Raw genomic sequence first — 18658 nt, 5'->3', positions numbered from 1 at the left:
CAATTCCCGCCGTCTGAGCTTTTTAGGGGCAATGGGTGCGGTGCTGCCCTGGTTGCCTTTTTAGTATACTTCGGAACAGGGGATTGCACAAGGCGCATCTTCTGTGTAGATTGCAGCATTTTAAAGTACTGAACTTGTTTGCTTGCACAAAAAGAACGGGTTCGATTGACTTTTCGAACAGACTCTATTAGAATAAAGATGATAGATACTTTGTACAAAAAGTGTCGAAATAAACAAAAAGCAGGTGTGTGCAATGTATAAAAATGAGTACGAGCGCTGGCTGGCGTTCGATCTGGACGATCCGGATCTGAAGCCCGAGCTGGAAAGCGTAAAGGATGACGACGAGGCCATCAAGGACCGGTTCGCCGTGTCGCTGAAGTTCGGTACCGCTGGTCTGCGCGGCGTGATCGGCGCTGGCACCAACCGGATGAACGTGTATGTGGTCCGTCAGGCCACCCAGGGCCTGGCCAACTGGGTCAAGACCCAGGGCGGCACCCAGACCGTAGCCATCAGCTACGACAGCCGCATCAAGAGCGATGTGTTTGCCAAGGCTGCCGCCGAAGTGCTGGCCGCCAACGGCGTGAAGGTACGCATCTACAAGGCATTGATGCCTGTTCCCGCACTCAGCTTTGCCACCCGTTATTATAACTGCAACGCGGGCATCATGGTCACCGCCAGCCACAACCCCGCCAAATACAACGGCTACAAGGCCTATGGCCCGGACGGCTGCCAGATGACCGACGAGGCCGCCGACGTGGTCTACGCCGAGATCCAGAAGACCGACGTGCTCAGCGGCGCCAAGACCATGTCCTTTGAGGAAGGCATGGCTGCCGGTCTGATCGAGTATGTGGGCGAGGATTGCTACGAGGCCCTGTACCAGGCCATCGAGAGCCGCAGCGTGCGTCCCGGCCTGTGCAAGACTGCCGGCCTGAAGCTGGTCTACAGCCCGCTGAACGGCAGCGGTCTGGTTCCCGTAACCCGCGTTCTGGGCGACATCGGCATCACCGATATCACCATCGTACCCGAGCAGAAGGACCCGGACGGCAACTTCCCCACCTGCCCCTATCCCAACCCGGAGATCTTCGAGGCTCTGCGTCTGGGTCTGGAGCTGGCCGAGAAGTCCGGCGCGGACCTGATGCTGGCCACCGACCCGGATGCCGACCGCGTGGGCATCGCTGTGCGCTGCAAGGACGGCAGCTATGAGCTGCTGAGCGGCAACGAAGTGGGCGTGCTGCTGCTGGACTACATCTGCAAAGCCCGCATCGAGAACGGCACCATGCCCAAGGACCCCGTCATGGTCAAGAGCATCGTGTCCACCCCGCTGGCGGACGTGGTTGCCGCTCACTACGGTGTGGAGTGCCGCAACGTGCTCACCGGCTTCAAGTGGATCGGCGATCAGATCGCCCGTCTGGAGGCCGCCGGTCAGGTGGAGCGCTTCATCTTCGGCTTCGAGGAGAGCTACGGCTACCTGGCAGGCAGCTACGTGCGGGATAAGGACGCCGTCATCGGCAGCATGCTGATCTGCGAGATGGCCGCCTACTACCGCAGCATCGGCTCCTCCATCAAGGAAGAGCTGGACCGCATCTACGCGGAATACGGCCGCTACCTGAACAAGGTGGACAGCTACGAGTTCCCGGGCCTGTCCGGTATGGACAAGATGGCCGGCATCATGCAGAAGCTGCGTCAGGAGCCTCCCACGGAGTTCGCAGGCTACAAGGTGGTCACCGTTTCCGACTACCAGGCCCGCACCCGCACCGAGCTGGCCACCGGCAAGACCGAGGCCATCGACCTGCCCGCCGCCAACGTGCTGATCTATGCCCTGGAAGGCGGCGCCACCGTGGTGGTTCGTCCCTCCGGCACCGAGCCCAAGATCAAGACCTACTTCACCACTCTGGGCAAGAATGTGGAAGAGGCCCAGGCCCAGAAGGATGCCCTGGCCGCCGCCCTCAAGCCCATCCTGGCCTGAGTGAAACAGCAGCCGTGCACGGCTAGTAAAACAACATAGAAAAATCCCCGGGGAGCTCCCCGGGGATTTTTTGTTTGATGGAAAGAAAAATCAGCGCAGCACGAAGAACTGCTCGTACCACAGGATGAAGCTGTAGAAGCTCCAGATCTGGGTCATGCCGCCGTTCTTGCCGCTCTTGTGCTCGTCCAGCAGGCGCAGCAGCTCGGGCACGTTGAAGAACTTTTCGGCAACCTCGCCCTCAAACTTCTCCCGCACCATCTGGTAGTACTTGTCCTGCCGCAGCCAGTCGTTCAGCGGCACCGGGAAGCCCAGCTTCTTGCGCTTGGCCACGCTCTCCGGCAGCTGCTTGAGGGCTGCACGGCGCAGCGCGATTTTGGTCTCAGTCTTGCTGGACCGGTACCGGGCGGGGATGGAGAGCGCCAGCTCCAGCATCTCCTTGTCCAGGAAAGGCACCCGCAGCTCCAGGCTGTTGGCCATGCTCATCCGGTCCGCCTTCAGCAGGATGTCATAAAGCATCCAGGTGTGGATGTCCACCCACTGCAGCTGGGTGGGCTCGTCCAGACCGGCCGAGGCGTCAAAGTAAGGCTTGAAGAACTCCTCGGGGGTCTTCTTGTGGTACTGCTTTTTCAGGTACTTGTCCCGCTCGGCGGGGGTGGCGAACACGTAATTAGCCCGCATGCACCGCTGCCAGGGCTCCTTGGCGCCACGCATCAGGAAGTTTTTGCCCTTGAAGTCCGGCAGAACACCGGCCAGCGCACCCGCGGCCTTGCGCACAAAGCGGGGAGTCTTGTGCTCGTACTCCTCAAAGTGATGGGCCGCGCAGTACAGCGGATAGCCGCCGAACAGCTCGTCGGCGCCCTCGCCGGACAGCACCACCTTCACATAACGGGCGGCGTTTTTGGTCAGGAAATACAGCGGCACCTCGCTGGGGTTGGGCATGGGCTCATCCAGATACCACTGGATGGTCTTGTTGGCCTCGAAAAACTCGTCGGCGCTCACCTTGTTGGCGATGCTGGGCACACCGATCTCCTTGCTGAAGGCCTGGGCGTAGGGCAGCTCGGAGTACTTTTCCTCCTCATAGCCCACGCTGAAGCTCTTCACCTTGGGGGTGCCCTTGGACACCTCGTTCACCACGAAGCTGGAATCCACGCCGGAGGACAAAAAGCAGCCCACCTCAACGTCGGCAATCTGGTGCACCTTCACGCTCTCGGCGAAGGTTTCGGTAATGGCCTTTTCCCAGTCCTCCAGGCTCTTGGTTTCGTCCACATGGTAGCGGATGTCATAGTACCGCTCCACCTTCAGCTCGCCCTTCTTCCAGGTGAACATGTGGGCGCCGGGCAGCTTGTATACGCCCTTGAACATGGTCTCCTCGTTGGGGATGTATTCGATGGACAGGTACTCGGGCAGGCGCTCCTCGTTCGGCTCCTTTTTGAAGCCGGGGTGGGGCAGAAAGCCCTTGATCTCGCTGCCGAAGATGAAGTGGCCGCCCTCGTTGTAATAGTAATAGGGCTTGATGCCGAAGATATCACGCGCGCCGAACAGGGTTTCGTTTGCCTTGTCCCACAGGATAAAGGCGAACATACCCCGCAGCTTTGCGGGCAGGCCGCTGCCCCATTCCTCATAGCCGTGGATCAGCACCTCGGTGTCGGAATGGGTGGCGAAGGTGTGCCCGGCGGCTTCCAGCTGGGCGCGCAGCTCCATGAAGTTGTAGATCTCGCCGTTGAACACGATGACGATGCTGCCGTCCTCGTTGAACATGGGCTGGCTGCCGCCCTCCAGGTCGATGATGGACAGCCGCCGGTGCCCCAGAGCCACCTGCTCGTCCACATAGAAGCCCTCGCCGTCCGGCCCGCGGTGGGCGATCAGATCCGCCATCTGCTTGATGGTCTTTTTTGCCTCTTCGGCGTTATGCTTTGCACTGGCAAAGCCCACAAATCCGCACATAGTGCCTCCCTTTCCGCCCGGTCAGTCCCGCAGGCTCTTGTTGCCGAAATAGCGCTTGTATTTGCGGTAGTTGTTCAGCTGGTTCTTGGCATACCAGATGGCCCGCTTGAGGGTGAAGTCCTCCTTGCAGAACAGCTGGTGGGTCACCTTGCCCTCCTTCATCAGCTTGCGTACCTCAGCCAGCAGCTCCTGGTCCTTCAGGTACTTCTTGATGATGCCGGCGGGGGCGATCATCCACAGATGACGGGTGTCGGCGATGGTCAGGCCCTGGGGCTTGTTCTCCACCACGTCCTCCACCAGCCACTTGGCTAGGTTGTAGCCGCTGGCGGTCACAAAGAAGCTGGACCGGCCCTGGCGGGGGTTCATCTCGAACAGCTTGTACTGGCCGTCGCGGGAATCGTATTTCATGTCGAAGTTGGAGAAGCCTTCCCAGCCCACGTCCTCCAGGAAGGCCTTCATCCGGCCCATCAGCTCCTCATCCTTGATGGACATAATGGCTGCATAGTTGCCGATGCCCTCAGGGGTCTGCTCCTCCAGCAGGGGGCGGCCCAGCGCCATCAGGTGGACCTTGTGGTCCCGGCCGGAATAGCAGTTCAGCACCCGCATGCAGTTGTCGTCGCCGGGGATGTATTCCTGCAGCACCAGGTTGTCCTGGTAACTGGAGGAATAGATGGCGGCGCAGATGGCCTCGTACTCCTCCCGGTTGTAGGCCACGAAGACCTTTTTCTTGTGGGGGAAGCGGCAGTTCCAGTAGGCCACACTGTTGCTGGCCTTGATGATGCAGGGGAACTCGAAGGGAATCTCCACGGTCTTCCAGTTCTGATTGGTGCAGCCGAAGGTCTTGGGATAGGCAAGGCCGTGGGCCTCGCAGGCCTGGTAGAAATACTCCTTGGTGTCCAGCTGCTCCACCAGCTCGGGGGTGGGGCAGGCAAATTTGTAAAGCCCCTCCAGGGCGGCGCGGTTGCGGGCCATCAGGCCGGTGTAGTTGTCGCCGCAGCTCACCAGCACCAGGGTGCGGCCGGTGTGGGCGGCGGCGAAGGCCTGCAGAGTCTTCACGAAGACTGCGTCGTCCTCCAGATTGGGCTCGACCACGGCCATCTGCACCAGTTTGGAGTTGGCGGTGGCAGCCAGCGCCCCCTTGCCGATGGCAAGGCTGGTCACGCCGTATTCCATATAAAAGCTGCGGGCCATGCCGTAAACGTTGGCGTCACTGCCCAGCAGCACGGGAAGGATCTGTTCCATAGGTTTTGTTTCACCTGAACTTTCCAAATTATTGGCTTATTTTGTATTGCTCATAAGCCCTTCTATTTTACTTCTTTTCTTTATGAATTGTCAAACAAAAGCAAAGCTTTTAAACCGTTCCCTAATGTAGTATAATAAGAAAATAATTGGGCTACTCTGCCCATATGAGGGAAAGGACTATCACATCATGTGTGGAATTGTTGGCTTTACCGGCATGCGTGCCGGGCGTGAAGCGATTTTGAAAGCAATGACCGACGCCATCGCCCACCGCGGGCCGGACGGCGAGGGCAGTTATTTCGGCAGCGGGGTGGCGCTGGGCCACCGGCGGCTGTCCATCATCGACCTGGCGGGCGGCGCCCAGCCCATGTTCAACGAGGATAAAAACCTGGCCGTGGTGTTCAACGGCGAGATCTACAACTTCATGGAGCTGCGCACTAAGCTGGTGGAGGCGGGCCACACCTTCTCCACCGACCATTCGGACACCGAGGTCCTGCTCCACGGCTACGAGGAGTGGGGCGAGGGTATGCTGGCCCAGCTGCGAGGTATGTTCTCCTTTGCCATCTGGAACGAGGCCGAGCAGACCCTGTTCTGCGCCCGGGACCACTTCGGCATCAAGCCCTTCTACTACTATCTCACCGACGAGGGCGAGCTGCTCTTCGGCAGCGAGATCAAGAGCTTTCTGGCCCATCCCGGCTTCAAAAAGGAGCTGAACAAGAGCCAGCTGGAGCTGTATCTCAGTTATCAGTATTCCCCGGGGGAGGACACCTTCTTTAAAGGCGTGAAAAAGCTGCTGCCCGCCCACAGTCTGCTGTGGAAGGCGGGCGAGGTGACCGTGAAGCGCTACTGGGAGCCCCGCTTTGAGCCCGAAGAGGGCAAGAGCCTGTCCGACTGGGAGAGCCGTGTGGAGGAGGTCATGCGCCAGAGCGTTGCCGCCCACAAGATCAGCGACGTGGAGGTTGGTTCCTTCCTGTCCTCCGGTGTGGACTCCAGCTACATGGCTTACCTTGCCCATGTGGACAAGACCTTCACCGTGGGCTTTGCCAACAAGCAGTACGACGAGACCGACTACGCCGCCGAGTTCAGCAAGTTCATGGGCGTGAAGAACTACGCCTACCGCATCGAGCCGGAGGAGTATTGGGAGAACCTGCCCCGCATCCAGTACCACATGGACGAGCCTCTGGCGGATGCCGCCAGCGTGGCCCTCTACTTCGTGAACCGGGAGGCTGCCAAACAGGTGAAGGTCTGCCTGTCCGGCGAGGGCGCGGACGAGTTCTTCGGCGGTTATAACATTTATAAGGAGCCCTTCACCGTCTCCTGGTACGATCACATCCCCCTGCCCATCCGGCGGGCCATCGGCGCGGTGGCGGAGCAGCTGCCCCCGGTGCACGGCGTGAATTTCCTGGTGCGGCGTTCCCGCCCGCTGGAGGAGCGCTACATCGGCAACACCAACCTGATGGGCGAGCGGCGCAAAAAACAGCTGCTGAAACACTATACTGGCAGCAAAAAGCCGACTGATCTTTCCAGAATATATTTTAAAAAGACCGCCGGGCAGGACCCGGTGACCCGGATGCAGTACACCGACCTGCACCTGTGGATGGTGGGGGACATCCTTTTGAAGGCGGACAAGATGAGCATGGCCAACAGCCTGGAGCTGCGGGTGCCTTTCCTGGACAAGGAGGTCTTCGAGGTGGCGCGGCACATCCCGGTGGAGTGTCGGGCGGACGCGGACCACACCAAGATGGCTCTGCGGGGCGCGGCGGCCCGGAGCATTCCGGAAAAGACCGCCGACAAGAAAAAGCTGGGCTTCCCGGTGCCGGTGCGTGCCTGGCTGCGGGAGGAAAAGTACGCAGCCATCGTGCGGGAAAAATTCCAGAGCGAATCCGCTGAAAAGTTTTTCAACACCCGTGAGCTGACCAAAATGCTGGACCAGCACATGAGCGAAAAGCGGGACAACTGGCGCCAGATCTGGTGCGTGTTCATGTTCCTGACCTGGTACGAGGAATACTTTGTGAAGCGCTGAGCCTCACACCGCCCCGGCGAAAAGCGGCAAGGCCGCGCCGCCGGGCGCATACATAAAAAGCAGGGGCCTGCCCGAGGTGGGCACGCCCGCTGCACATTGATCCCAAATCAAGCAGAGGGGGCATTTGACCATGAAATTACAAGAACTGCTCAATGGGCTGGACTACACGCTGGTGCAGGGCAGCCTGGACACCGAAGTGGTGGACATCGCCTACGATTCCCGCAAGGTACAGCCCGGCTGGGCCTTTGTGTGTATTGTGGGCACCAACCGGGACAGCCACGACTACGCCATGGATGTGGCGGAGCAGGGCGCTTCGGTGCTGGTGATCGAGCACAAGCTGGACGAGGTGCCCCAGGGCGTGACGGTGGTGCAGGTGGAAAGCAGCCGCCGGGCGCTGGCGCTGCTCTCCTGCAACTACTTCGGCCGGCCCGCCGAAAAGCTGATCACCATCGGCGTGACCGGCACCAAGGGCAAGACCACCACCGCCCACATGATCCATTCCGTGATGAACGCGGGTGGCCACAAGTGCGGCATCATCGGTACCAACGGCGTGGCCTACCCGGGCGTGAACCGGGCGCTGGTCAACACCACCCCGGAAAGCTACGAGCTGCAGAAGATGTTCAGCGAGATGCTGGCCGCCGGATGCGACAGCGTGGTGATGGAGGTCTCCAGCCAGGGCCTGATGATGGACCGGGTCACCGGCATCCATTTCAAGGTGGGCGTATTCACCAACCTGTACCCGGACCACATCGGCGGCCCCGGCGAGCACGCCAGCTTTGAGGAATACCGGGCCTGGAAGGGCCAGCTGTTCCGCCGGTGTGACGTGGGCGTGGTGAATGTGGACGACAAGAACTGCAGCACCCTGCTGGCGGGTCATACCTGCAAGCTGGTCACCTACGGCATGCACCACGAGGCCGACTTCCGGGCCAGCGAGCTGCACCTGCTGCGGGCAGAGAACTTCCTGGGCATCCGGTTCCATGTGTCCGGCCGGGAGGACATGGACGTGAAGGTGAACATGCCCGGCGAGTTCAGCGTTTACAACAGCCTGGCCGCCATCGCGGTGGGCCGTGTGCTGGGCGTTGCCCACGACGCCATCCACGACGGACTGATGAACATCTCGGTCAAGGGCCGGGTGGAGCTGGTGCCGGTGAGCAAGGACTTCACCGTGCTCATCGACTTTGCCCACAACGAGGCCGGTGCCGAGAGCCTGCTCACCACCCTGCGGGCCTATGAGCCGGGGCGGCTGGTGGTGCTGTTCGGCTGCGGCGGCGACCGCAGCCGTCTGCGCCGCTACGGCATGGGCGAGGTGGCCAGCCGCAAGGCGGACTTCCTGATCCTCACCGAGGACAACAACCGCTTTGAATCGGTGGACCAGATCATCAAGGACATCAAGATTGGCATCGCCCAGGGCAACCCGGATGTGCCCTATGTGGAGATTCCGGACCGTCTGGACGCGCTGCACTACGCGCTGGACCACGCTCAGAAGGGCGACCTGATCGCGGTGATCGGCAAGGGCCACGAGACCTACCGGGACCGGATGGGCAAAAAGACTCCCTTCCTGGAGCGGGAGCTGATTCTGGAATACGCAGCTCAGATCGGGCTGAAATGACCCCTGCCGCCCGGACGGGCGGCCACGCCGGGGCGGCTTTGCCAACAAGCAGCCCCGGCCATTCTATCGAAAGAAGGCAGGAAAACGACCTATGGCCATTCTTGGCATTGACCTTGGAACCACCAACAGTCTGGCCGCCGTCTGGAAGGACGGCCGCAGCCAGCTGATCCCCAACGCCTACGGCGAGACTCTGACCCCCAGCGCGGTGAGCATCGATGAGGACGGCACCGTGCTGGTGGGTGCGCCCGCCCGGGAGCGGCTGGTCAGCCACCCGGAGCGCAGCGCCACCGCGTTCAAGCGCAGCATGGGCACCGACCGGGTGTTCACCCTGGCCGGGCGGGAATACAGCCCGGAGGAGCTGTCCGCTCTGGTGCTGCGCCAGCTCAAGCAGGACGCCGAGGCTTTTCTGGGCGAGCCGGTCACCGAAGCGGTGGTCAGCGTGCCCGCCTACTTCAACCATGCCCAGCGCGCCGCCACCAAGCGGGCGGGCCAGCTGGCCGGCCTCACCGTGGACCGGCTCATCAACGAGCCCAGCGCCGCTGCCCTGGCCTGCTACGACCCGGAAAAGGGCGACGCGGCCTTTCTGGTCTATGACTTCGGCGGCGGTACGCTGGACGTCTCGGTGGTGGACTGCTTTGAAAACGTGGTGAACATTCTGGCTGTCAGCGGCGACAACGCCCTGGGCGGCAACGACTTCGACGCAGCCATCGCCCATATGTACTGCCAGAAAAACGGCATCGACTACCAGGCGCTGCAGCCCCGCCAGCGGGCCATTCTGCTGCGGCAGGCCGAGCAGTGCAAGCAGACCCTGACTCAGTCTCCCGTGGCCATGATGGTGCTGGAGCTGGAGGGCCTGAAGGGCTCCATGGCCCTCACCGGCCAGATGCTCATTCAGCAGGCCCAGACCCTGTTCAGCCGCATGCGCACTCCGCTGCTGCGGGCGCTGAAGGACAGCGGCCTTTCCCCCAGCGAGCTGCAGGCGGTGGTGCCGGTGGGCGGCAGCTGCAAGATGCCGGTGGTACGCCAGTACTTAAACCACCTGCTGGGCCAGAAGCTGGCCAATCCCGGCAGCCCGGATACCGTGGTGGCTCTGGGCGCGGGCATGTACGCCGCCATGAAGGAGCGCCGCACCGAGTTGAAGGAGCTGGTCCTTACCGACATCTGCCCCTTCACCCTGGGCGTGGGCGTGTACAATCCGGCGGATGAGGACAACCTGCTCATGAGCCCAATCATCGAGCGCAACAGCGCCCTGCCCACCAGCAAGGTGGAGCGGTACTACACCACCAGCGACGGCCAGACCCGGCTGCGCATCCAGGTGTTCCAGGGCGAGGAGATGTACTGCCGCGAGAACCAGAAGCTGGGCGAGCTGGACCTGCCGGTGCCCGCCGCACCCGCCGGAAAAGAGGGCGCGGACGTGCGCTTTACCTACGACATCAACGGCATTCTGGAGGTGGAGGCCACCACCCTGACCACCGGCCGGACCATCAGCACCGTGCTGGTGGGGCAGGGCAGCGGCCTGACCGAGGAGCAGGCCCGCCGCCGTCTGAAGGAGCTGAAGGGGCTGAAGATCCATCCCCGGGACCAGCAGGAGAACCGCCTGCTGCTGGCCAAGGGCGAGCGGTTGTGGCAGGAGGCCCTGGGCGAGGAGCGTCAGATCATCGGCCAGGCGGTGCAGCTGTTCGGCGAGGCGCTGGCCAGCCAGGAAAACGGACGCATCCTGCGGGCCCGGGCCCGCATCAAGGACCTGCTGGACCGGCTGGAGGCCGGCCTCTCGCTGGAGGGGCTGGATTTTTCCGGCTTTGACGATCCGGACGATGATTCGGATGAGGATGAGGACGAAACGCTATGAGCATCTGGGAGGTTTTGGGCATTGCGCCCACCACCGATAAGGCGGCTATCCGGCACGCCTACGCGCAGAAAACACGCACCTGCCACCCGGAAGAGGACCCGGAGGGCTTTGATGCGCTGCACAAGGCCTTCACCGCTGCCATGCGGGCCGCCCGCCAGGGCGTGAGCATGGCGGTGATGGAGCAGGAGAGTCCGGCCGCGCCTGCGGCGCCCGCCGTTTCCTTGCAGCAGAACAGCGCCGAGGCCCGCCGCGCTGCCGCCAAGGCTGCCCGTGCCGCCCGCCGTGCTGCCGAGCAGCAGGCGGTGGAGCAGTATGCCAGCCGGGCCCAGCGCCGGGCAGGCAAGATCATCCAGCTTGGCCAGGGTGAGCAGGAGGAGGGCCAGCAGTTCGACTTCGCGGCGGTGGATGCCGCCCCGGTGCAGGCTGCGCCGGAGCAGAAGGCCGAGCCGGACCGTCCCCTCACCTATGAGGAGCAGGCCTGGCGCAACGGCCCTGCCCCCGCTCCTCAGCCGCCGGAGCAGCCAAAGCCGCTGGAGCGGCAGCCCATCTACCAGCAGCAGTCGCCCGAATACCGGCCGACGAAGGCCTCCTCCAGGCCGCAGCGCGGCAGAGGCTGGCGTGTGGCTTCGCTGGTTCTGGTGGTGGGGATTCTGCTCCAGCTGGTGCGGGGCGGCTATGTGAGCGCCACCCTGCTGCTCATCGCGCTTTGCTGGTGCGGCATGCAGGGCGTGAGGGTGGACTGGACCCAGCTCCAGCCCGGCAGACGGATCACGGGCCTGTGGGCCGTGAGCGTGGTGCTGCTCCCTGTGTTCTGGTTTTTCGTTATGGCAATCGCCTGGGGCCTGCACGGTGCGCCGGATGCCACGCTGGACTACGCGGTGGGCGCCATCTTTTTAAGCATCCTGGCGGCCCCCTTCGGCCTTTGCTCCACTCTGGTGGCAAGGCAGCGGGCCAACCGCCGGTAAAAACACATCACAGCCCCCCTTCGGCTCATATAAATGAGCGAAGGGGGGCGATTTTTTTGCAGAAACAAACACCACAGGCCGCACAGGACCGGGGAATGAAGCTTCGCACCCGGCTGGCGGCCGGTTTTTTTGTGGCCGTGTGCTTTTCCACTCTGGTGGGCCGGCTCTGGTATTTGCAGATTCATGAATACGATTTCTATGCCCAGCGGGCCGCAGGCCAGCAACTGCGGGACAGCGTGGTTCCCGCGCCCAGGGGTGACATCCTGGACGTAAACGGAACCCCACTGGCGGTGTCCGCCAGCTGCTGGACCATCCGTGCAGTACCCCGGGAGATGGCGGACGGGGATGTGGCCGAAGCGGCCGCCACGCTGGCGCAGATTCTGGAGCTGGACGAGGCGGAGGTGCTGGAAAAGCTGAGCCAGCGCAAAAGCAACGACGCGCTGCTCAAGCGCCGGGTGGACCAGCAAACCGCCGACGCGGTGCGCGCTGCCTGCCTGGAAAACGACTGGCAGGGCATCCTGATTTTGCAGGACACCAAGCGCTGGTATCCGGAGGGGGATTTCGCCGCCAGCCTGCTGGGCTTTACCAATGTGGACAACGAGGGCGTGGCCGGGCTGGAGCTGGAGTACAACAGCTTGCTTACCGGGCAGGACGGCCGGGTGCTCAGCGCCAAGAACGCCTGGGGCTACGACATGCCCACCGACTACGACACCTATGTGGAACCGGTGCAGGGCAACAGCCTGAAGCTCACGGTGGATGTGAACATCCAGCATTATCTGGAAAACTACCTTTCCACAGCGGTGAAGGAATACAATGTTTCCGCCCGCGGGGTGGGCATCGTGATGGAGGTGGACACCGGCCGCATTCTGGCCATCTCCACAAAGCCCGACTACGACCCCAACGAGCCCCGGGTGATTCAGGACGAAACGGTGCGCGCCCAGGTGGATGCCCTCACCGGTGACGAGCGGGCCCAGGCCCTCACCCTGGCCCAGCAGACCCAATGGCGGAACAAGGCGGTGAGCGATCTGTACGAGCCGGGCTCGGTGTTCAAGCTCATCACCGCTGCCGCCGCGCTGGACGCGGGCGTGGTCACCACCAGCGACAGCTTCTTCTGCGGCGAGTCCTACGGGGTGGCGGGGGTGAGCTTTCACTGTGCCAACCGGAATCAGCACGGGCCCCAGAATCTGGCCCAGGCGCTGCAGAACAGCTGCAACCAAAGCTTTATTCAGATCGGCCAGCGGCTGGGAAAGGAGGCCTTCTGCGATTACTTCGCGGCCTTCGGTCTGCGGGAGGCCACCGGCATCGACCTGCCTGCCGAACCTGCCAAAAGCGAGTTTTACACCGCCGACCGGATGGGTCCGGCGAACGGTTTGACCAAAACGCCGCATGCCCGGTTTTTTCAAAGCATAGAATGGCTGCAAAGACAGCGAAGCCGGAAAGGAGGAGAGGCGGTATGAAGCGGCAGCCGGAGGCGGAGCTGATTTTTGAGGAAAACGGCCCGGCGCTGGAGGAGCTGGTCCGGCAGATCCTTTGCCGGAGCGCTGTGCTCTGGCAGGAGGAGTGGGAACAGGAGGAGGGAAAGCGATGAGCGAACCCATTGCCCTTTACCTGCGCCTGAGCGCGGCGGACGGCGAGGGCGGCGAGAGCGGGTCCATTGCCAACCAGCGGGCCTTTCTGCACCGGTGGGCCGCCGAGAACGGGTATCGGGTGGTGGCGGAATTCCAGGACGACGGTTACACCGGCACCGACTTTGACCGGCCGGGCTTCCAGCGACTGATGGCACAGCTGCAAAGCGGCCGCATCCGCTGCTTTGCCACCACCGACCTCTCCCGTCTTGGGCGCAACTGCGGTCAGGCGCTCACCCTGGTGGAGGAGACCTTTCAGCGGCTGGGGGTGCGCTACATTGCGGTGAACGACGGTTATGATACCCAGACCGCCAGCCGGGAAAGCCTGGACCCCAGCGTCTTCAAATTCCTGCTCAATGAGCTGTATGCCAAGGACTGCAGCGCTAAGGTGCTGCGGGCCAAGCGCACGCTGCAGAGGGAGGGCAAGTTTCTGGGCGGGCAGGCCCCTTACGGCTACCGCATCGATCCGGCGGACAAATACCACCTGCTGCCGGAGGAGGACACCGCCCCGGTGGTGCAGCGCATCTACCGGCTGTTTCTGGCCGGGGAAACGCTGGGGCGAATCGCCCGGCGGCTGGAGGATGAGGGCATTCCGCCCCCGGCGGCCCGGCGGGCGGGGCGGGAAGGGGGCCGGTGGAGCACCGCCACCCTGCGGCGCATCCTGACCCTGCCCACCTACCGGGGCGCGCTGACCCAGCATGTGACCGAGATGACCAGCTACAAGGTCCACACCCGGCGAGCCGTGCCGCCCGAACAGTGGGTGGTGTGTGAAAATGCCCACCCGCCCCTGGTGAGCGGGGAGGAGTTCCGGCAGGTGCAAAACCTGCTGGGCAGCCGGCGGTACGTAGGGCAAAAAGCGGAGCATCCGCTCAGTGGTCTTGTCTTCTGCGCCGGGTGTGGAGCGAGGATGTACCCCCACCGGGTGGGGCGCTATTGCTATTTCATCTGCGGTACATACGCCAGAGACCCGGCCCGCTGCACTGCCCACCGACTGCGGGAGGATTTACTGGAGCGGCTGGTGGCCGGTCAGCTGCGGACTTTGCTGCAAGCAGCGGCGGACCCGGCCCGGCTGGCAGCCTGTTTGCAGCATCAGCTGTGCCCCGACCGGCCGGACCCGGCCCGCCTGCAGGCCAGGATGGACCGGCTGGAGGTCCAGCGCCGCCAGGCCTATGCCGACCGGCTGGAGGGGCTGATCGGCGCGGGAGAGTATGCAGCGGCCGCCGCCCGGCTGCAAAGAAAAGAGGAGGAGCTGCGGCGCCGGTGGCAGACTGCGGGCCAGGCGCCGTCGGGGCCATCCTTGGACTGGCTGACCCGGCGGGTGGAGCGTCTGCTGGCGCTGGAGCAGCCGGACCGTCCACTGCTGGGCCAGCTGCTCCGGGGGATTTTTGTGGGGGAGAACGGCCGAGTGGAGCTGCGCCTGGCCTTTTCCGGCCCAAAAGGAGAAACAGAAAACAGCATCACTTTTTGAACGAAAAACAGAGACGAAATTTTTGAAAAAATGGAAGAATATGGACAGGGCCCTGTCCATCGCTGCCGCTATACTGGTACAGTGATCAAAACAAGGGGGGAAAGCCCATGTGTGATATTTGGACCGGGCAGCGAAACCGGCCGATGCGGCTGCTGACTGTGGGAATGGACGAGCGGGGAGAATGGATCGCCCGGAATGCCTGCGGTCAGGGTGAGGAAGACATTTTCAGCCTGGCACAGTCCGGTGCTGTTCGGGATGCCGGTGCGGAGCTGCTCTATCTCACTGCCGGGGCCGGAGAATATCAGAAGGTGGCTGCCCTGGCGGAGCGCGCACGCCGCCAGGGGGCGCTGGTGCTGTGGAATCCGGGCGGACTGAAAAATGCCCGGCTGCTGCCTGCCCGGGGCTGTGTGACCCTGCAGAGCGCATTGAAACCGGAAGAGGAGCTGAAGGCGCTGCAGGAGCTGTTCTGCACGCCAAGTCTGTCCACCACGCTGGACCGGAAGGCATTGATGCAGCGGCTTCGGGGAGCCTCCCGCGGGCGGCTGGCGATGACACAGGCCAGCGGCAGCGAAAAGAATCGAAGCATCGCCGCCGGTCTGGCCGCACAGGGCTGGCGGATGCCCCGGGAAGGAACGCTGGTGGTGAGCATCGGGGCCAGTGTGGATTGCAGGCTGGAAGAGGTGGTGGAACTATGGCATGGAACAGTAAAGCAGACCCGGGGTATGGAGGTGCTGTGGGGAAGTGCGTTCGGCCTGGAACAGCCGGACAGCCTGCGTCTGGTGCTTATGGCGGTGGAGCCGTGAGCCACACACCGCTCGGAGCGTTTGCCGCCTGGCTGGAGTGCACCGGTATGACCGGAGCGGAGAAGGAAGAATGTCTTCGCCTGGTCCGGCGGGGGTTCAGCCAACCGGCGGATCTGCTTCTGCTGGGTGGGCCGGGCGCGGAGGAGCGCTTGCTGCTGCGGGCTCTGGGAGTGCATCGGAATCGAAGCAGTGTGCCGCAGCAGCTGGGCAACTGGCGGCTGTGGCCCTGCCCGGCGGGCCGTGAACAGCGGGCATGCCTGGTTCGTTTTCTGCAAACCGGAGGCACATCCGGCCGAAAAAAGCTGGTGATTCTGTTTTCGGCTCCCGGCCGGGGCGGCAGGCTTCGGGCCCGGCGGGTCTGGCGCAGGGCCTGCGCGGAGGCGGAGCAGCCTTTGGAACAATTCCCGGCGCTGGCGGTGCAGGCCGGATGGGCGGGCAGGCCGAACCCGCGCCGGTTCCGCCATCAGGAAAACAGCGAATGGCGCTTGCAGCAGGCGGCGGTGGACTGCCTGGGACGGCAGGTCCCGGTGCTCACAGTGACCGCCGGCCGCGGCAGAGAGCAGCTGTGGTATCAGTTGGCGAAAAGCCTTGCCTGACAACAAAAACGCGCGGATGCATACCGCTGGGCTGCATCCGCGCGTTTTTTTCATGGTTTCGGTAAAATTACTCTGGAGTGGACACACGTTTGTCCATATAAAAGCGTAGCATATAGAAAACACCGGTGCTCAGGGGTCCAGAAGTTCCAGAGCATCGTCCACCAGGCGGGCTACTGCCTGAGCCTGACGGGGGCTGAGCTGCCGCATCCGGTCAGTCACATGCTGAATGGCGGCGGCACAGTCTGTTTCCTGGTCCGGCCCGGCCAGGAACAGCTCGGCCAGGCTGACGCCCAGCCCGCCGCAGACCCGAGCCAGGGTATATACGGTGGGGCAGCGCAGACCGCGCTCCACATGACCCAGGAAGGCAGGATTCATGCCGCATTCCAGCGCCAGCTTTTCCAGGCTCATGCCCCGTTCCGTGCGCAGCTGACGGATGCGCGCGCCCACCTGCTGTGCGATCGCTTTGCTTTCTGCCATGTCTCTCTCCCTTGTGTGTATGTTTTGATTGTGTTTTCTTTACTTTAGTGTATTTGAAAGCTGTGTTCAAATTAGTATTGATATTATGAACTATATTGAAAAGTATTAAGTCAGCGGGTATACTGAAAGAGCAAATAATAACAATTTTTGTTTTATCATAGGAGGGAATGGCGTGAACGATACCGGCGTGGCCCACAAACAGCACCGGCTTCTGAGCCTGCAGCAGGAGCTTTTAGCGGGGCGGGTGATCAATAAAAAGGAGTATGCCGCCAGTTTTGGGGTGACCGAAAAGAGTATCCAGCGGGATCTGGACGACCTGAAGGCCTTTTTCGCCGAAGGCCGTGACGGCCGGGAGGTGGTATACGATCCCCAGGTGAAGGGCTACCGGCTCACCCGGCAGGAGCCCACCAGCCTGACCAACAGTGAAGTGCTGGCCGTGTGCAAGATTCTGCTGGAGAGCCGCTCCATGGTCAAGGAGGAAATGTTCCCCATTCTGGATAAGCTCATCCAGGGCTGCACTCCCGCTGCGCAGCTGCAGCAGGTGGTGGCCCTGATCCAGAACGAGCGGTTTCACTATGTGGAGCCCCATCATGGCCGCCGGTTCATCGAATCGCTCTGGCAGCTGGGTACTGCCGTGAAAGAGCAGCGGGTACTGCGCTTCTGCTACAGCAAGATGGACGGCACTTCCTGCGAGCGGGTGGTGGAGCCGGTGGGCATTCTGTTCAGCGAATATTATTTTTATCTGGCGGCGTTTATCCGGGGCATCGACCGGCAGGAGCATTTCGATAATCCCCAGGATAAAAGCCCGACCATCTACCGGATCGACCGGATCAGCGGCCTGCAGGTGACCGACGAGCATTTCCGGGTGCCCTACAAGGACCGGTTCCAGGAGGGCGAGATGCGCAAGCGCATCCAGTTCATGTACGGCGGCAAGCTGGAAAAGGTGCGCTTTATTTACACCGGGCCCAATCTGGAGGCAGTGCTGGACCGGCTGCCCACCAGCCGGGTGGTCGGGCACGACAGCCGCGGCTACCCCATCGCGGAGGCGGAGGTGTTCAGCGGCAACGGGCTGGATATGTGGCTGAAAAGCCAGGGAGACTGGGTGGAGCTGGAAAAAAATGAAGCGGAGAATGCCGCTCCCGCTTGCCCTGATCCGGCGCATGGTGTACAATAACCCAAAATGGCCGTCCCGGAACCTGCCGGACCGGGGCCAAGCAAAAAGGAGTTACTACCATGGAACATCTGCTGGAGATTTGCGTGGATTCGCTGGAATCCGCCCTGGCCGCCCAGGCGGGCGGCGCCGACCGGCTGGAGCTGTGCGGCAATCTGATCATCGGGGGCACCAGCCCCTCCATCGCGCTGGTGCGCCAGGTCATGGACCAGGTGCACATTCCGGTGAACGTGCTGCTGCGGCCCCGCTTCGGGGATTTCTGCTTCACCCCCGCCGAACAGGAGGCTACCCTGTGGGAGATTGAGCAGTGCCGCGCCCTGGGCGTGAACGGCGTGGTGCTGGGGGCCCTGCTGCCGAACGGCGCGCTGGATAAGGATTTCCTGGCCCGCTGCTCGGCTGCTGCGGGCGGGCTGCACCGCACCCTGCACCGGGCCTTTGACGTCTGCCGGGACCCCTTCGAGGCACTGGAGGACGCGGTGGAGCTGGGCTTTGATACCATCCTCACCTCCGGCCAGCAGGCCAAGGCGGAGCAGGGCATTCCGCTGCTGGCTCAGCTGGTGGAGCGGGGCGATGGCCGGGTGAACATCCTGGCGGGCAGCGGCGTAAATCCCGGCAACATGGAGAAGCTGGCCGCCGCCGGCGTGCGCCAGTTCCATTTTTCTGCAAAAAAAGCGGTGGAAAGCCCCATGACCTTCCGTCGCCAGGGTGTGCCCATGGGCCTGCCTGTGGCGGACGAATATCTGCGGGAATACACCGATCCTGCCCTGGTGCGGCAGGCAAAAGAGCTGCTGGCAAACCTGTAAGGCCATAAATCAAACCAAATTTCAAGGCATGAATTGCACAAATTAGCGAAAAAATGTTTGTGTAAACAATAGAAAAGAATTCGATTCTCTGGAAAAATATTGACAGTCTGTGAACGGATT

15 protein-coding genes are annotated in these 18658 nt (G+C 62.5%); 12 read left to right on the top strand and 3 right to left on the bottom strand.

Annotated features, from left to right (window positions below):
• The first annotated feature begins 253 nt into the window (after nt 1-253).
• Nucleotides 254-1966, top strand: a complete 1713-nt coding sequence (locus PH256_RS02495) for a phospho-sugar mutase (RefSeq protein WP_087183282.1) — start codon at nt 254-256, stop codon at nt 1964-1966.
• A gap of 90 nt (nt 1967-2056) precedes the next feature.
• Here PH256_RS02495 and asnB (PH256_RS02490) read toward each other — a convergent pair whose 3' ends face one another.
• Entirely contained in the window at nt 2057-3910 is a 1854-nt protein-coding gene (gene asnB / locus PH256_RS02490) for an asparagine synthase (glutamine-hydrolyzing) (protein ID WP_270912852.1), read from the bottom strand.
• Between the two features lie 21 nt (nt 3911-3931).
• Complete coding sequence (locus PH256_RS02485) at nt 3932-5152, bottom strand: carboxylate--amine ligase (RefSeq protein ID WP_087183284.1); 1221 nt, start codon at nt 5150-5152, stop codon at nt 3932-3934.
• A gap of 187 nt (nt 5153-5339) precedes the next feature.
• On the opposite strand from PH256_RS02485, the gene asnB (PH256_RS02480) reads away from it, so the two are divergent.
• The 9 genes from asnB (PH256_RS02480) to PH256_RS02440 all read left to right on the top strand — a co-directional run bounded on the left by asnB (PH256_RS02480) (nt 5340) and on the right by PH256_RS02440 (nt 16087).
• Nucleotides 5340-7172, top strand: coding sequence for an asparagine synthase (glutamine-hydrolyzing) (asnB, locus tag PH256_RS02480; protein ID WP_270912851.1), 1833 nt, complete (start codon nt 5340-5342; stop codon nt 7170-7172).
• Between the two features lie 130 nt (nt 7173-7302).
• Nucleotides 7303-8781, top strand: coding sequence for a UDP-N-acetylmuramoyl-L-alanyl-D-glutamate--2,6-diaminopimelate ligase (locus PH256_RS02475; protein WP_270912850.1), 1479 nt, complete (start codon nt 7303-7305; stop codon nt 8779-8781).
• Between the two features lie 91 nt (nt 8782-8872).
• A complete protein-coding gene (locus PH256_RS02470; protein ID WP_270912849.1) occupies nt 8873-10630 on the top strand; it encodes an Hsp70 family protein in 1758 nt (585 codons plus the stop codon).
• On the top strand, nt 10627-11595 hold the full coding sequence (locus PH256_RS02465; RefSeq protein WP_270912848.1) for a hypothetical protein: 969 nt from the start codon (nt 10627-10629) through the stop codon (nt 11593-11595). Before PH256_RS02470 ends, PH256_RS02465 begins: the two co-directional genes overlap by 4 nt.
• A 95-nt stretch (nt 11596-11690) precedes the next feature.
• Nucleotides 11691-13052 carry a peptidoglycan D,D-transpeptidase FtsI family protein gene (locus tag PH256_RS02460; protein ID WP_270912847.1) on the top strand — a complete coding sequence of 454 codons (1362 nt, stop codon included), beginning with the start codon at nt 11691-11693 and terminating at the stop codon, nt 13050-13052.
• The gene (locus PH256_RS02455) at nt 13049-13183 is read left to right on the top strand and encodes a hypothetical protein (protein WP_255396667.1); all 135 of its coding nucleotides are present in this window, start codon (nt 13049-13051) and stop codon (nt 13181-13183) included. The genes PH256_RS02460 and PH256_RS02455 overlap by 4 nt, the downstream gene beginning before the upstream one ends.
• Nucleotides 13180-14688: a recombinase family protein gene (locus PH256_RS02450; protein ID WP_270912845.1), complete on the top strand. Its 1509-nt coding sequence runs from the start codon at nt 13180-13182 to the stop codon at nt 14686-14688. The genes PH256_RS02455 and PH256_RS02450 overlap by 4 nt, the downstream gene beginning before the upstream one ends.
• A gap of 107 nt (nt 14689-14795) precedes the next feature.
• A complete protein-coding gene (locus tag PH256_RS02445; RefSeq protein ID WP_270912843.1) occupies nt 14796-15491 on the top strand; it encodes a hypothetical protein in 696 nt (231 codons plus the stop codon).
• Nucleotides 15488-16087 (top strand): hypothetical protein, encoded by a 600-nt coding sequence (locus PH256_RS02440; RefSeq protein WP_270912842.1) that lies wholly within the window; start codon nt 15488-15490, stop codon nt 16085-16087. The genes PH256_RS02445 and PH256_RS02440 overlap by 4 nt, the downstream gene beginning before the upstream one ends.
• 129 nt (nt 16088-16216) lie before the next feature.
• On the opposite strand, the gene PH256_RS02435 is transcribed toward PH256_RS02440, so the two are convergent.
• Entirely contained in the window at nt 16217-16564 is a 348-nt protein-coding gene (locus PH256_RS02435; RefSeq protein ID WP_087183292.1) for a helix-turn-helix domain-containing protein, read from the bottom strand.
• A gap of 172 nt (nt 16565-16736) precedes the next feature.
• Between PH256_RS02435 and PH256_RS02430 the strand changes: the two genes are divergently transcribed.
• Nucleotides 16737-17738 carry a helix-turn-helix transcriptional regulator gene (locus tag PH256_RS02430; protein WP_270912841.1) on the top strand — a complete coding sequence of 334 codons (1002 nt, stop codon included), beginning with the start codon at nt 16737-16739 and terminating at the stop codon, nt 17736-17738.
• A 59-nt stretch (nt 17739-17797) separates the two neighbouring features.
• On the top strand, nt 17798-18538 hold the full coding sequence (locus tag PH256_RS02425; protein WP_270912840.1) for a copper homeostasis protein CutC: 741 nt from the start codon (nt 17798-17800) through the stop codon (nt 18536-18538).
• Nucleotides 18539-18658 lie beyond the last annotated feature (120 nt).

It is taken from the genome of Allofournierella sp. CML151 (assembly GCF_027853465.1).
In the GTDB taxonomy this organism is placed as follows: domain Bacteria; phylum Bacillota; class Clostridia; order Oscillospirales; family Ruminococcaceae; genus Allofournierella.
The sequence above is the reverse complement of the archived record's forward strand: the minus strand, read 5'-3'. Positions and strand labels throughout refer to the sequence as shown.

What these genes read in the sequence shown, in the direction of transcription:
- PH256_RS02475 (WP_270912850.1), top strand. Translation starts at nt 7,303, where the DNA reads ATGAAATTACAAGAACTGCTCAATGGGCTGGACTACACGCTGGTGCAG.
- PH256_RS02495 (WP_087183282.1), top strand. Translation starts at nt 254, where the DNA reads ATGTATAAAAATGAGTACGAGCGCTGGCTGGCGTTCGATCTGGACGAT.
- asnB (WP_270912852.1), bottom strand. Translation starts at nt 3,910, where the DNA reads ATGTGCGGATTTGTGGGCTTTGCCAGTGCAAAGCATAACGCCGAAGAG.
- PH256_RS02455 (WP_255396667.1), top strand. Translation starts at nt 13,049, where the DNA reads ATGAAGCGGCAGCCGGAGGCGGAGCTGATTTTTGAGGAAAACGGCCCG.
- PH256_RS02485 (WP_087183284.1), bottom strand. Translation starts at nt 5,152, where the DNA reads ATGGAACAGATCCTTCCCGTGCTGCTGGGCAGTGACGCCAACGTTTAC.
- asnB (WP_270912851.1), top strand. Translation starts at nt 5,340, where the DNA reads ATGTGTGGAATTGTTGGCTTTACCGGCATGCGTGCCGGGCGTGAAGCG.
- PH256_RS02425 (WP_270912840.1), top strand. Translation starts at nt 17,798, where the DNA reads ATGGAACATCTGCTGGAGATTTGCGTGGATTCGCTGGAATCCGCCCTG.
- PH256_RS02435 (WP_087183292.1), bottom strand. Translation starts at nt 16,564, where the DNA reads ATGGCAGAAAGCAAAGCGATCGCACAGCAGGTGGGCGCGCGCATCCGT.
- PH256_RS02460 (WP_270912847.1), top strand. Translation starts at nt 11,691, where the DNA reads ATGAAGCTTCGCACCCGGCTGGCGGCCGGTTTTTTTGTGGCCGTGTGC.
- PH256_RS02450 (WP_270912845.1), top strand. Translation starts at nt 13,180, where the DNA reads ATGAGCGAACCCATTGCCCTTTACCTGCGCCTGAGCGCGGCGGACGGC.
- PH256_RS02465 (WP_270912848.1), top strand. Translation starts at nt 10,627, where the DNA reads ATGAGCATCTGGGAGGTTTTGGGCATTGCGCCCACCACCGATAAGGCG.
- PH256_RS02445 (WP_270912843.1), top strand. Translation starts at nt 14,796, where the DNA reads ATGTGTGATATTTGGACCGGGCAGCGAAACCGGCCGATGCGGCTGCTG.
- PH256_RS02470 (WP_270912849.1), top strand. Translation starts at nt 8,873, where the DNA reads ATGGCCATTCTTGGCATTGACCTTGGAACCACCAACAGTCTGGCCGCC.